The sequence below is a fragment of the Pseudomonas sp. H9 genome (assembly GCF_004353925.1).
GTDB lineage: Bacteria > Pseudomonadota > Gammaproteobacteria > Pseudomonadales > Pseudomonadaceae > Aquipseudomonas.
In genome coordinates this window covers 67,522-81,721 of the sequence record NZ_SMOK01000023.1, presented here as the reverse complement: position 1 = coordinate 81,721, position 14,200 = coordinate 67,522, and the positions used below count along the sequence as shown (strand labels likewise).

Genomic DNA, 14,200 nt, shown 5'->3' with positions numbered 1-14,200 from the left:
CCCTTTTAGCGCACGTCGCCACGCAACTGGCTGACCCGTTCGCGCAACATCGCCGGCGCCGCTGTTTCTACCGGAATAGCGGCCCCGGCAACCAGCGTCACCCGCGACCACAAACGCCGGAAAAACCCCTTGGCCGGATCGCGACTGAAAAAGCTCCCCCACAAACCCTGCAACGCCATGGGAATCACTGGCACCGGAGTCTGCTCGATAATCCGGCTCAGCCCGCCCTTGAACTCATCGATTTCGCCATCGCTGGTCAGCTTGCCTTCCGGGAAAATGCACACCAGCTCACCGTCGGCCAGGTATGCAGCGATCTGTTTGAAGGCGCGTTCGTAAATCTCGGCATCTTCATTGCGACCGGCAATCGGAATGGTACCTGCGGTACGGAAGATGAAGTTGAGCACCGGCAGCTGGTAAATCTTGTAGTACATGACAAAGCGAATCGGCCGACGCACTGCCCCGCCGATCAACAACGCATCAACGAACGACACGTGGTTACACACCAGCAACGCCGCCCCTTCCTCGGGAATCTGCTGAAGGTCGCGGTGCTCGACGCGGTACATGGAATGGCTGAGCAGCCAGATCATGAAGCGCATGGTGAACTCAGGAACAATCCTGAAGATGTACGTGTTGACGCCGATGTTCAGCAGCGACACCACCAGAAACAACTGCGGAATGCTCAGCTCCACCACGCTCAACAGCACAATGGTGACAATCGCCGAGACCACCATGAACAACGCATTGAGAATGTTGTTGGCGGCGATTACCCGCGAGCGCTCTTGCTCAGGTGTGCGTGACTGAATCAACGCATACAACGGCACGATGTAGAAACCGCCAAATACGCCCAGGCCGACAATCGAGAGCAAGATCCACCAGGCTTGCGCCATGCCCAGCAGAGCCAACCAGTCGTACGGAACTGCTGGCGCCGCGACATCCCCGGAGTGCCACCACCAAAGCAAACCGAACAAGGTCAGGCCGAAGGAACCGAACGGCACCAGGCCGATTTCCACTTTATGGCCGCTGAGGCGCTCACACAGCAACGAACCCAGGGCGATGCCCACGGAGAACAAGGTCAGCACCAGGGTGACCACGGTTTCATCACCGTGTAGCCAGTCTTTGGCGTAAGCCGGAATCTGGGTGAGGTAAATCGCCCCGACAAACCAGAACCAGGAATTGCCGACAATCGAACGCGACACCGCTGGCGTCTGGCCAAGGCCCAAACGCAAAGTAGCCCAGGATTGAGTGAAGATATTCCAGTCCAGCTTCATCTGCGGCGATGCGGCACTGGCCCGTGGAATCCATCGACTGGACAGGTAGCCCAGCACCGCCACTGCCACCACGGCGCAGGCAACCACTGGCGCATAGTGGGTGCTGGACATCATGATCCCGGCACCAATAGTGCCCGCAAGGATCGCCAGGAAGGTGCCCATCTCCACCAGGCCATTACCCCCGACCAGCTCCTGCTCATGCAAGGCTTGCGGCAGGATCGAGTATTTGACCGGGCCGAACAGTGCCGAGTGAGTGCCCATGGCGAACAGCGCCAGCAGCATCAAGGCCAGATGATTGGTCAAAAAGCCAACCGCCCCGATGGCCATGATGCCGATCTCAGCCAGTTTGATCAGGCGGATCAACGCGTCTTTGGGGTACTTCTCACCGAACTGCCCGGCCAGCGCAGAAAACAGAAAAAACGGCAGAATGAATAGCAACGCGCAGAGGTTGATCCAGATCGAGCGGTCACCCTCGATGGCCAACTTATAAAGAATGGCCAGGATCAACGACTGTTTGAACAGGTTGTCGTTGAACGCGCCCAGCGACTGGGTAATAAAGAAAGGCAAAAACCGCTGCTTGCCGAGCAAACTGAACTGCGAGGTTTGACTCATCATCCGTGTACCTGAGTGGGGCTTTGTCATTGGAGGCATCCAAGGCGCACAAAGCCACATTCACTCAGGTAAATGCAATCTACTTGTTGCTACTTCTTCAATCCGGCAATGCACGGAGAAACAAACAGCTCTCCGCGCCAGGCACCGCGCAAGGTCAGGCTGCCGACCATCATCCACAGGCCGGCCAGTGCCACGACCAGCACCAGGCCCATGTGCTGGAAGAAGGCCAACCCCAGCCAGTTGCTGAGTTTGAACGTCGCCAAGGTGTAGACACCCAGCGGGAAGGTGAAACCCCACCAACCCAGGTTGAACGGCATGCCATGGCGAATGTAGCGCAAGGTGATCAACATCGCGGTGAGCAGCCACCACAAGCCAGCGCCCCACAGCACGATCCCGGCAACCAGGCCCAACCCCTTGGCAATTTCACCCAGATCGCCGAAGCCGTTGGCGGCGAAAATCGCCGGAGCATCGGATCCGAGCAGCAGCATGCCCAGCGCACCAGTGCCGATCGGGCCCAGCGCCAGCCAGCTTGAAGCGGCCATGTTGGCGTGCGGTAATTTGTGCAACGCCATGCGCAGCATGAGGATGGTCAGGATGCTGAACGCCACCGGCAGCGAGACAGCCCACAGCACATAACTGGTAATCAGCACCAACAGCTGGCTGTGGGCGTCGACCAGATGCGGTGCCAACTGACCGCCGCTGGCTGCAGCAACTTCGGCAGCCACCACCGGCAGCAGCCAGACTGCCGTCATCTGGTCGATGCTGTGCTCCTGGCGAGTGAACATCAGGTAAGGAATGGCCACCCCGCACAACAAAGCAAGGCCGACATCGAACCACCACATCGCTTCAACCCAGGGCACAATCCCCTCACCCCAGCGGTTGATACCAAACAGCAAAAAGCCGTTGAGAATCGTCGCCAGGCCCATGGGGATGGTGCCGAAGAACATCGACACTGTTGAGTGGGCAAAAATCTGCCGGGCTTCATGGAAGAACATTACCCAGCGTGCGGTGTAGAGCACGGTGAACAACACAAACAGGGCAATGGTCAGCCACCACAACGCTTCGGCCACGCCGTGCAGGCTGTCGATGCCTAGTTGCATGAGGGCCAGGGCCAATACCCCGGTGCCCATGGTGGCAGCAAACCAATTGGGGGTGAACTGGCGAATGACTTCCCGCGGGTGAGCCAGATGGCTCAGCGGCCGCAGGGGCGAAGCAGTCTGTTGTAGGCAGGGCATGGTCGGAGTCTCCTGTAGTCCAGTGACGTGAGACCATCTTAGGCCCAAAAAGAATATCCATATAACGGGTATTTTCTCTATCTGTTATCTATTTCATAGATATGGATCCAGCCTCTGTTCCACCCCTCCCAGCCAAGCGTATGCTTGAGCGCTGACGGCCCAACGCGACTACATAACAAGGACGTGACATGCTCGATGCCGTAAAACGCTATGCGCCACAGGTGCGCCTGCTGCTGGCCACCACTTTTGTTCTGACCGTGGCCCGGGCGATTACCCTGCCCTATCTGGTGGTTTACCTCGCAGAAAACTTCGCTCTGGATATCAGCGGCATCGGTTTGATGATTGGCGGCGCGCTGATCGTCGCCTCGTTGCTGAGCCTTTATGGTGGCTACCTGATCGATACCCTGCGCAGTTACACGGTGATCATCGTCTCGACCCTGGTGTTCGCGGTGGCGTTCATTACCGCCATCGTCAGCCGTGAACTAAGCCTGTTCTTCATCAGTCTGGTGCTGATCAACCTGACCCTGGCGGTGGTCGACATTGCCGCCAAAGCCGGTTTCTGCGCCCTGTTGCCGCTGGAGGAACGCTCCGAAGTGTTCTCGATCAAGTACACCCTGAGCAACGTTGCCTATGCCGTTGGCCCGTTTGTCGGGGTGGCGCTGGTGACACTGGATGGCCACCTGCCCTTTCTGCTTTCAGCCGCTTTAGGCCTGCTCACCTGCCTCTGCTACCGGCGTTGGGGCGAGCGCTCGGCGCGGGCGCAGCTGGAAAGCGGTTCTCAGGCTGGATTTCTCAGCATCGGCGGGCAGTTGCTCAAGGATCGCCGCTTGATCTGCTTCACCCTCGGCGGTGCGCTCAGCGCGGTGGTGTTCGGCCAGTTCACCGCGTACCTGTCGCAGTACCTGGTGGTGACCAGCAGCGCCAGCGAGGCTGCTCATTACATCAGCTACCTGGTGGCGACCAACGCCATTACTGTGATTGCACTGCAATATGTGATCGGTCGGCGTATCAGTAGCCAGCAGTTGATGCCTTGGCTGCTGGCCGGCATGGCGCTGTTCCTGATCGGCTTGCTGGGCTTCTCCCTGGCGCAGTCGCTGCTGGTCTGGTGCCTGGCAATGTTGGTTTTCACCCTCGGCGAAATCATTGTCATCCCTGCCGAGTACATGTTTATCGACCGTATTGCACCTGAGCATCTGCGTGGGGTGTATTACGGCGCGCAGAACTTGTCCAACCTGGGGGCGGCACTGGGGCCGGTAATCTGCGGCTTTGCCCTTGCGCACCTGGTGCCGGTAGCCACCTTCTACCTATTGATTGCCTCGGTGGTGCTGGCGGCACTGTTCTACTACCTCGGGGCTCGGCGTTAATCCCGGTAGGAGCGGGCTTGCTGCGGGAGCGGACTTGCCCCGCGATTGGGGTTCTCCAGTTAAATCGCATCGCGGGGCAAGCCCGCTCCTACCGGAGGTCAGCCTGCGACGCTGTGCCACTGCTACCATCGTCGGCGCTGACGAAGTGCCTGCGCCGTGCCAGACTGATTGATCGAGGTGCGCCGTAGCGTCGACGGTCGTTCCATTTTTTGTTTCGGAGTTGTCATGTCGCTGTCCAGTGGGCTGATCGCTGTGGTCGCCCTGGCCTATATGGCCATCATGTTCGCTATCGCATTCTATGGTGACCGCCGTAAAACGCCGCTGCCACCACGTCTGCGGGCATGGGTGTACAGCCTGTCGCTGGCGGTGTATTGCACCAGCTGGACTTTCTTCGGTGCGGTCGGCCAGGCCGCCGAGCAACTCTGGTCATTCCTGCCGATCTACCTTGGCCCGGTGCTCTTGTTGCTGTTCGCCCCCTGGGTACTGCAAAAGATGGTGCTGATCAGCAAGCAGGAAAACATCACCTCGATTGCCGACTTCATTGCCGCCCGCTACGGCAAGTCGCAGTCCTTGGCGGTGGTGGTGGCGCTGATCTGTCTGGTCGGCGTGTTGCCCTATATCGCCTTGCAGCTCAAAGGCATTGTACTGGGGGTCAACCTGTTGATCGGAGCCAGTGCCGACGCCACTGGCAGCCGCGTGCAAGACACCGCTCTGGTGGTTTCGCTGGTACTGGCCTTGTTCTCCATCGTATTCGGTACCCGCAGCCTGGATGTGACCGAGCACCACCGCGGCATGGTCCTGGCCATTGCCTTCGAGTCGCTGGTCAAGCTGCTGGCCTTTCTGGCGGTCGGCGCTTTCGTTACCTTCGGTCTGTTCAACGGCTTCGACGACCTGTTCAACAAGGCGCAGCTGGCCCCGCGCCTGGAAGGTTTCTGGAGTGAAACCATCAATTGGCCATCGATGGTGGTGCAAACCGGCGTGGCGATGATGGCAATCATTTGTCTGCCGCGGCAGTTCCACGTCACCGTGGTCGAGAACATCGAGCCGCAAGACCTGCGCCTGGCGCGCTGGGTGTTCCCTACTTACCTGATTCTTGCCGCGTTGTTTGTGGTGCCGATTGCTCTGGCCGGGCAGATGCTCCTGCCCGGCGTGATGCCTGACTCCTTCGTGATCAGCCTGCCGTTGGCCGAAGCCCATCCGGCGCTGGCGTTACTGGCGTTTATCGGTGGTGCCTCGGCGGCCACCGGTATGGTTATCGTCGAAGCGGTGGCACTCTCGACCATGGTTTCCAACGATATGTTGTTGCCCTGGCTGCTGCGCCGTAACAACGCCGAGCGGCCGTTCGAAGTGTTCCGGCACTGGATGCTGTCTGTACGCCGGGTAACGATTGTCGCCATTCTGTTGCTGGCCTATGTCAGCTACCGCTTGCTCGGCTCCACGGCAAGCCTGGCGACCATCGGCCAAATCGCCTTTGCCGCCGTAACACAACTGACCCCGGCCATGCTCGGTGCGCTGTATTGGAAACAGGCCAACCGCCGCGGCGTGTTTGCCGGCCTGGCTGCCGGCATCTTCCTGTGGTTCTACACCTTGGTATTGCCGATTGCCGCCCATAGCCTGGGCTGGTCGCTGGATTTGTTCCCCGGCCTGGCCTGGCTGCATGGCAATCCATTGAACCTGCCCATCACCCCGCTGACTCAAGGCGTTGTGCTGTCGCTGGCAGGTAACTTCACCCTGTTCGCCTGGGTCTCGATCCTTTCCCGCACCCGGGTCTCGGAACACTGGCAGGCTGGGCGTTTTATCGGCCAGCAAACCAGCGCCCGGCCTAACAGCCGCTCGTTGCTGGCGGTGCAGATCGAAGACTTGCTCGAACTGGCTGCCCGCTTTGTCGGTGAAGAACGTGCACGGCAAAGTTTCATTCGTTTTGCCTACCGTCAGGGCAAGGGCTTCAACCCCAACCAGAACGCTGACGGTGACTGGATCGAGCACACTGAACGCCTGCTGGCCGGTGTTCTCGGTGCCTCCTCGACGCGCGCCGTGGTCAAGGCGGCCATCGAAGGCCGCGACATGCAACTGGAAGACGTGGTGCGCATCGCCGACGAAGCCTCGGAAGTGCTGCAGTTCAACCGCGCCCTATTGCAAGGTGCCATCGAGAACATCAGCCAAGGCATCAGTGTGGTCGACCAGAACCTGCACCTGGTGGCGTGGAACCGCCGTTATCTGGAGCTGTTCAATTACCCGGACGGTTTGATCAGTGTCGGACGTCCGATTGCCGACATCATCCGCTACAACGCCGAGCGCGGCCTGTGCGGGCCGGGTGAAGCTCAGGTGCATGTGGCGCGCCGCCTGCACTGGATGCGCCAGGGCCGTGCCCACACCTCCGAACGGCTATTCCCCAATGGGCGGGTCATCGAGCTGATCGGCAACCCCATGCCCGGCGGCGGTTTCGTTATGAGCTTTACCGACATCACCCCGTTCCGCGAAGCCGAACAAGCGCTCAAAGACGCCAACGAGAGCCTTGAACAACGCGTCGCCGAACGTACCCAGGAGTTGTCGCAACTGAACCAGGCGCTGACCGAAGCCAAGAGCCACGCCGAAGCAGCCAACCAGTCAAAAACCCGCTTCCTGGCTGCAGTCAGCCATGACCTGATGCAACCGCTGAACGCCGCCCGGCTGTTCTCCGCCGCCCTTTCGCACCAGGGCGACGGGCTTTCCGCCGAGGCCCAGCAACTGGTTCAGCACATGGACAGTTCGCTTCGTTCCGCAGAAGAGCTGATCAGCGACTTGCTCGACATCTCACGCCTGGAAAACGGCAAGATCACGCCCGATCCCAAGCCGTTTGCCCTTAACGAGCTGTTCGACACCCTGGGCGCCGAGTTCAAGGTACTGGCCCAACAGCAAGGTCTGGACTTCCGCCTGCGCGGCAGCCGCTTGCGGGTGCACAGCGACATGAAGCTGCTGCGCCGCATTCTGCAAAACTTCCTCACCAATGCCTTCCGCTATGGCAAGAGCCCGATCCTGCTAGGGGTGCGCCGCACCCAGGGCAAACTGTGGCTGGAAGTCTGGGACCGTGGCCCGGGCATTGCCGATGACAAGCTGCAAGTGATCTTCGAAGAATTCAAGCGCCTGGACAGCCACCAGACACGCGCCGAGAAAGGTCTGGGCCTGGGCCTGGCGATCGCTGACGGCTTGTGCCGGGTGCTCGGTCATCAGCTTGAAGTACGCTCCTGGCCCGGCAAGGGCAGTGTATTCCGCGTCAGCGTGCCACTGGCTACAGCACCGGCGGCGACAGTGGTATCGCCTGCCGAGCAAGCCGGGCAGCCGCTGGCTGGCATGCAGGTACTGTGCATCGATAACGAAGACAGCATCCTGATCGGCATGAACAGCCTGCTCAGCCGCTGGGGCTGCCAGGTCTGGACTGCGCGCAACCGCGAAGAGTGCGATGCCTTGCTGAACAAAGGCATGCGCCCGCACTTGGCGTTGGTTGACTACCATCTGGACGATGGCGAAACCGGTACCGAATTGATGGCGTGGCTACGCACGCGTCTGGGCGAGCCGGTTCCCGGTGTCGTGATCAGTGCCGACGGGCGTAGCGAAACAGTGGCCCAGGTGCATGCCGCAGGACTCGACTACTTGGCCAAGCCGGTCAAGCCAGCCGCTTTGCGCGCCTTGCTCAATCGGCATCTGAGCCTGGTCCAGTAAGGGCGCTGGCGGCCAGCGGGTCGCCTTCGCTCATGGCCCGCTCCAGCAGATCGGCTGGCAGACTTTTGCTGGCCCGCGCGCCGAGCAACTTCAGTTGCTCACTGCGACTGATCAGGTTGCCGCGCCCCTCACACAGCTTGTTACGCGCTGCACTGTAGGCTTTATCGACCTGCTGCAGGCGGTTGCCCAGTTCGTCCAGGTCCTGGATGAACAACACGAACTTGTCATACAGCCAGCCTGCACGCTCGGCGATTTCCCGCGCGTTCTGGCTCTGGCGCTCTTGTTTCCACAGGCTGTCGATCACCCGCAGGGTAGCCAGCAAGGTGGTAGGGCTGACAATCACAATCTGCCGATCGAAGGCTTCCTGGAACAGGTTGGGCTCAGCCTGCAGAGCCGCCGAGAACGCCGCCTCGATGGGGACGAAGAGCAGGACGAAATCCAGGCTGTGCAAACCTTCCAGACGGTTGTAGTCCTTACCCGACAATCCTTTGACGTGATTGCGTAACGACAGCACATGCTGCTTGAGCGCCGCCTGGGCCATTTCGGTGTCATCGGTGGCCACGTACTGCTGATAAGCCGTCAGGCTGACCTTGGAGTCGACGACCACCTGCTTGTCGCCCGGCAACATGATCAGCACGTCTGGCTGGTAACGCTCACCGTCAGCGCTCTTGAGGCTGACTTGGGTCTGGTATTCGCGGCCCTTCTCCAGGCCTGCATGTTCCAGCACGCGCTCCAGAATCAACTCACCCCAGTTGCCCTGGGTTTTCTGGCCTTTAAGGGCCTGGGTCAAGTTGGTCGCTTCATCGCTCAAGCGCAGGTTGAGTTGCTGCAGGCGCTCCAACTCCTTGGCCAACGAGAAGCGCTCTCTGGCTTCTTGCTGATAGCTGTCTTCAACACGCTTTTCAAAGGCCTGGATCCGCTCTTTGAGCGGATCGAGCAGCTGCCCCAGGTGCTGCTGGCTGGTCTGGGCGAAGCGTTGCTCACGCTCATCGAAGATCTTGGTCGCCATCTCGGCGAATTGAGCACGCAGCTCATCACGCGAACCCTGCAAGTCATCCAGGCGCTGCTGATGGCTGTCTTGCTGCTCGCGCAGCTCGGCACTCAAGGCTGCACTATGGGCATCCAGACGCCGCAACTCTGCTTCTCTCGCTGTGCGCTCAAGCTGCCAGGCGTGTGCAGCATCGCGGGCATTGTCACGGTCGATGTGCAGCAGCTCCAGCTCTCGGGCCTGGGCGGCCAGCGTTGCCTGCTTCGCCGCGTTGGCCTGCCCCAGATCGCTGATCTCGTCACGACAGGCATCGAGCTGGGCGAGTACACCTTCCTGAGCCATCTGGGCACTGCTCAGACGCTCCTCCATCAAGGCCGCTTGCGCCTCACGCGCGGCCAGGCGCCGTTGCTGCTGCAATACCCAACCCAAAGTGGGTACTGCAGCCACCGCCATGCCCAGCACAAGGCTGGTCAGATCAAACGCTATTGCCACCCCGATACCCCCAGCTCAAATCAACGCCTGAGCTTATCAGCCTTGCGGTCTGACTGCAGTCAAGCGTCTGGCAGTTGCTTGAGCAAGCGCCGCGCTTCTTGAGAGCCCTGCGAGGCGGCCAGCTCCAGCCAGTAACGGGCCTGTTCGGGCTCATTGATCTGTGCTTGAGCGCACAGACGACCGTATTCGAGCTGGGCACGCCGGTCGCCAGCGCGGGCCGCCTGGCGCAGCAGATCGTGGCCGATACGCCGGTCGCGGGCATTGCCACAGTCACGACAGAGCATCTGCCCAAGACGGCTTTGCGCAACCACAACACCCTGACGCGCAGGCTGCTTGAGCAGGCGTCCGGCAAAATGTTTAACGTTGGGATTGTCGCCCAGTCGAGGGCTGTCGAGCAGCCACAAAGCCACCTTCAACGAAAAGCGTTTTGGCTCGGGTGGAGGGAGTGGTGCACAAGCACTTGCAGGAATTTTGGCGCGGAACTTCATAACCAACAGCGAAGGCAACTCGAAAGGCGCGCCACTCTACCCCATTTTTCGATCAATGGCCCGGCCCCAATCAATACTTTTTTCAAAATATTTCTGCATTTATTTATTGACGTGGAGGAAGGAAATTTCTTCTACCAGAAGTACGTGCAACGATTGTCGGACACATCGTAAAAAGCTAGCACGCCCGTCCTAGAGCAAGCGCTCGGGACAATCCACAGAAGCTGTGGATAACTCGGTGGACAACCCCCTCCAGGACCCCGCAAACCCCCATAGAATGGGGCTCCGGCTCAAACTGACGATTTTTTCACCAGCTAAAATAAGTGTTTTTTTTCATTGACTTAACGCCTCGGTCAAGTCATTGACGGCCTCACAGGGCGGTGTTGCAGGGGTGTAACAACGATTGCTCCAAGTGTGTACAACCGCCCCAAAGAAAGGCAGTTCATTGCACGAAATTGGCACGTTCTCTACGTTTTCCTGGCCCTTGGGGCTCTTCACAACGCGCGAAAAACACGAGATACTGGCCGGCTCCTCAAATGGAAAGCCAGCGATCCTTGCCAACTTCCGGTAGGTGCTGTAGTCTTGCCGCCGTTAGTACCAAGCTGAAAGTCAATTCTGGCCAAAGCAGTCCTTACAGCGCCCTGCTCCACCTTGGAACAGCGCCTGTTGAAACCAGGACCGGCCCACTCGATGGTTCCCAGGTAAATCACTTCTTACTCTGACCGAACCAACCTGCAGATTGATCAGGATCTTCACCCCGCGGCATTGAACCTCGACCCGGCGTGTTGCCTGTCCTCTGACGTACCTACCAGTCAGCCCCAGCGCCACTTATATATGCGCCCAAAACTGGCTGCCCTGTTCCAGTCAGGTTCTTCGCTGCGGCTTGGCCGAGCGTTACTGGAACGTTTTAAGTGTGCACGGATCGAATCCGTGTCTATTGCAGGAAATCTAATAACTATGACTCACTCTACCCAAACTCAGGCTGCGATTCGCACCCTATCCCAGGCATTTGCCCCCTTGAACTGCTTGATCCTGGCGTCGCGCAAAGGCGGCTTCAGCTTCACCCTGGTCAATGAGCACGGCATTGCCCGTCACAGCGAGCGGCTGTACCCCGAGCAATACAGCCAGACCGAGCCGCTTCAGGCGGTCATCGAGCGCACCCGCCAGGCACTGACCGCCTGATTGCGCTTCGCGACAAACGCTCAAGCCCCGTCATCGTACGGGGCTTTTTTATGGGGAGCTCCAGTAGGAGCGGGCTTGCCCCGCGATTGCTGTCTTTCAGTTGCATCACATCGCGGGGCAAGCCCGCTCCCACAGCAAGCCCGCTCCCACCTCAAAGGTCGCTTTTGCTAATCACTCTGCGGCATATGATTTATAACTAAAAGCCGCAAATGTTTTAAAAACAGCCCTTTACAGCGCGAAGATGACACTACACTTCAACTCAAGCGGCAAACACCGCTTCCGGCGGGCCTGACCGACTCTCCAGCTGCCAAGCACCAGCGTCCGCCGGCCAAATTCAAGTTCGAGGGTGTTATGGGTATCGCCGCGAGCGAGTTGAGCCAGTTTGTCATCCGGCCGACGCTGATCTACCTGGACCGTCACTGCGCAAGCGCTGAAGCTTTGTTGCTCGGTGTTGCCGCCAGCCAATCAGCACTGGGCTCTGCCCTGCATGATCGACGCGGTCACGGCCTGTACCGGATTGGCGAGCTGCGCCACCAAAGCGTCTGGGACCAGTTTCTGGCCCGCGACCCGGAACTGGCCAGCCTGGTGCGCGGCCTGGCAAGCCAGCACGCCTTCCTTAGCGGCCCGCATCTGGAACTGACCGTCAACCTGCGCTATGCCACGGCCATCGCCTGGATGCTGATTGAAGAACAAGCCCCCGAACTCCCCGCTGCCGACGACCTCCTCGGCCTGGCACGCATTTGGCGCCAGACTTTCCAACCCCAGGGACGCCTGCGCGATTTCACCTGCGCATGGGAAACCTGCATCGCTCCTGTGACTCTTCAGGCCTGCTGATAGTCACTGAAATCCAATTTCAGAAAACTCCTACCAATCTGGTCGGATTGTCCTACAAAACCGCTCTATCTCCTGCGATTCAGCCTATAGCGCTGAGGCGGAAATGTTGGTAATTTTCGCCCCGGAGATCCCAAGGAGTTCTAATAATGAAAAAAGTAATGCTCAAATCGTCTCTCGGCCTCGCCATCACGCTTGCCTCGACTCAACTGTTCGCCAGCGGCTTCGCCCTCAACGAACAGAGCGTCAGTGGCATGGGCACAGGTTTCGCGGGCCGTTCTTCTACTGCCGACGATGCCAGCACTGTTTATGGCAACCCTGCCGGTATGTCGCGCCTGAAACGTGAGCAAGTTACCGTTGGCGGCGCAGCCGTGATCGCCAAGTCCGACATCTCGGGCGGCGGCTTCCCAGGCGGTACCACCGATGGCGACATGGTGCCATTCGTCGGCGTGCCTATGGGCTACTACGTCAAGCCACTGGATGACAACTGGAGCGTCGGCTTCGGTGTCTACGTTCCATTCGGCCTGGTAACCGATTACGAAAGTACTGCTGCCAGCCGTTACTGGGGCAAGAAAAGCTACGTTGAAGTGGTCACCTTCCAGCCAACCATCAGCTACGCCTTCAACGACAAGGTGTCGATCGGTTTCGGCCCGACCATCAACAAGATCAAGGGCGAGCTGAGCTCCAACACCATCAACCCCTTCACCCCAGGCAGCAATGATGGTGAGGTGAAGATCAAAGGTGACGATACCGCCGTCGGCTACAACATCGGTGTGTTGGTCCAGGCTACCGACAAAACCCGCGTCGGCCTGACCTACCACTCGATGGTCGATTACAAGCTCGAAGGCAACACCAAGATCAACAACGCGCTGATCGGTCCGTTCAGCGGCAGCAAGTTCGACGCCGAGCTGAAGATCAAGACCCCTGAGTCGGTCGACTTCTCTGTGACCCATGAGCTGGATGACCAGTGGACAATCCACGCAGGCAGCACCTGGACTCGCTGGAGCCGACTGGAAGCCATCACCGTACAAAACGACGTACCTGCACCGCTCAAGCCTGGTTTCGGCACCATCAGCGAAGACCAGAACTGGCACGACACCTGGGCTCACGCCATCGGTGCTTCGTACAAGCTGAACAAAGAGTGGGTACTGCGCACCGGTTTCACCGTCGACCAGTCGCCAACCAACAACCACGACCGTTCGCCACGCATCCCGACTGGCGACCGCAAGGTGATCAGCTTCGGCGCCGGCTACAGCCCGAACGAAGACATGACCATCGACCTGGCATACTCCTACCTGTGGGAAGAAGACACCAAGGTCGACCTGGCGAGCCAAACCAAGGGCACTTACAAAGCCAAGTACGAAAACAGCGCTCACGGCCTGGGTGCGTCGCTCACCTACCGCTTCTGATTCAACGCTGGCAACAACAAAAAACCGCCGATATTGGCGGTTTTTTTGTCTGTCGCGGTTAGGGCTGCGAAGCGATGGCCTTCTCGATCGCAGCGGTAAATTCAGGATCGTCCGGCTTGGTCAGGCTGGAGAAGTTGGCAACCACCTTACCCTGGCGATCGACCACATACTTGTAGAAATTCCACTTCGGCGCGCTGCTCTGGTCCGCAAGCTTTTTGAACAAGGGAATGGCATCACTGCCACGCACCGGTTGTGCCTTGGTCATGGTGAAAGTAACGCCGTAATTGGCATAACAGACCTTGGCGGTTTTTTCGGCGTCGGCATCTTCTTGCTTGAAGTCGTTGGACGGTACACCGAGCATTTCCAGCCCCTGCCCATGGTAGGTTTTGTAGACACCTTCCAGGCCTTCGAACTGCGGGGCGAAACCACAGTAGCTGGCAGTATTGACCACCACCAGCGGCTTGCCGGCGAAGCGCTCGCACAGGTCAACCTGCTCTTTGCCACGCAACTCCGGCAGGCTGCCTTGCGCCTCATACAGCGCTGGACACCCGGCCGCCTGCGCGGTTGCCGCAGCCATCAAGGTGAACAGCGGAACCAACATCCAGCGTGTGCGCATCATTGTCTCTCCATTGAAC

The 14,200-nt window shown here is 59.3% G+C and carries 10 protein-coding genes; 5 read left to right on the top strand and 5 right to left on the bottom strand.

Features of this window, described 5'->3' with window-relative positions:
* Positions 1-5 precede the first annotated feature (5 nt).
* The gene (locus E1573_RS17990; RefSeq protein WP_133215930.1) at positions 6-1,880 is read right to left on the bottom strand and encodes an MFS transporter; all 1,875 of its coding nucleotides are present in this window, start codon (positions 1,878-1,880) and stop codon (positions 6-8) included.
* Between the two features lie 89 nt (positions 1,881-1,969).
* The gene (locus tag E1573_RS17985; protein WP_133215929.1) at positions 1,970-3,115 is read right to left on the bottom strand and encodes a TDT family transporter; all 1,146 of its coding nucleotides are present in this window, start codon (positions 3,113-3,115) and stop codon (positions 1,970-1,972) included.
* Between the two features lie 188 nt (positions 3,116-3,303).
* Between E1573_RS17985 and E1573_RS17980 the strand changes: the two genes are divergently transcribed.
* Both E1573_RS17980 and E1573_RS17975 read left to right on the top strand, forming a co-directional pair.
* Positions 3,304-4,479, top strand: a complete 1,176-nt coding sequence (locus E1573_RS17980) for an MFS transporter (protein WP_133215928.1) — start codon at positions 3,304-3,306, stop codon at positions 4,477-4,479.
* A 225-nt stretch (positions 4,480-4,704) separates the two neighbouring features.
* The gene (locus tag E1573_RS17975; protein WP_133215927.1) at positions 4,705-8,178 is read left to right on the top strand and encodes a NahK/ErcS family hybrid sensor histidine kinase/response regulator; all 3,474 of its coding nucleotides are present in this window, start codon (positions 4,705-4,707) and stop codon (positions 8,176-8,178) included.
* Here E1573_RS17975 and rmuC read toward each other — a convergent pair.
* Both rmuC and E1573_RS17965 read right to left on the bottom strand, forming a co-directional pair.
* A complete protein-coding gene (gene rmuC / locus E1573_RS17970) occupies positions 8,150-9,538 on the bottom strand; it encodes a DNA recombination protein RmuC (RefSeq protein ID WP_165957356.1) in 1,389 nt (462 codons plus the stop codon). The genes E1573_RS17975 and rmuC overlap by 29 nt on opposite strands.
* A gap of 179 nt (positions 9,539-9,717) precedes the next feature.
* Entirely contained in the window at positions 9,718-10,146 is a 429-nt protein-coding gene (locus tag E1573_RS17965; protein WP_133215926.1) for a tetratricopeptide repeat protein, read from the bottom strand.
* A 954-nt stretch (positions 10,147-11,100) separates the two neighbouring features.
* Between E1573_RS17965 and E1573_RS17960 the strand changes: the two genes are divergently transcribed.
* The 3 genes from E1573_RS17960 (at position 11,101) to E1573_RS17950 (ending at position 13,565) form a co-directional block, all read left to right on the top strand.
* Positions 11,101-11,325, top strand: coding sequence for a hypothetical protein (locus E1573_RS17960; protein WP_133215925.1), 225 nt, complete (start codon positions 11,101-11,103; stop codon positions 11,323-11,325).
* Positions 11,326-11,676: 351 nt separating this feature from the next.
* Positions 11,677-12,159, top strand: coding sequence for a hypothetical protein (locus E1573_RS17955; RefSeq protein WP_133215924.1), 483 nt, complete (start codon positions 11,677-11,679; stop codon positions 12,157-12,159).
* Positions 12,160-12,305: 146 nt separating this feature from the next.
* Positions 12,306-13,565: an OmpP1/FadL family transporter gene (locus E1573_RS17950; RefSeq protein WP_133215923.1), complete on the top strand. Its 1,260-nt coding sequence runs from the start codon at positions 12,306-12,308 to the stop codon at positions 13,563-13,565.
* Positions 13,566-13,623: 58 nt separating this feature from the next.
* Here the strand turns inward: E1573_RS17950 and E1573_RS17945 are convergent, their stop codons facing one another.
* Positions 13,624-14,181, bottom strand: coding sequence for a glutathione peroxidase (locus tag E1573_RS17945; protein ID WP_133216021.1), 558 nt, complete (start codon positions 14,179-14,181; stop codon positions 13,624-13,626).
* Positions 14,182-14,200 lie beyond the last annotated feature (19 nt).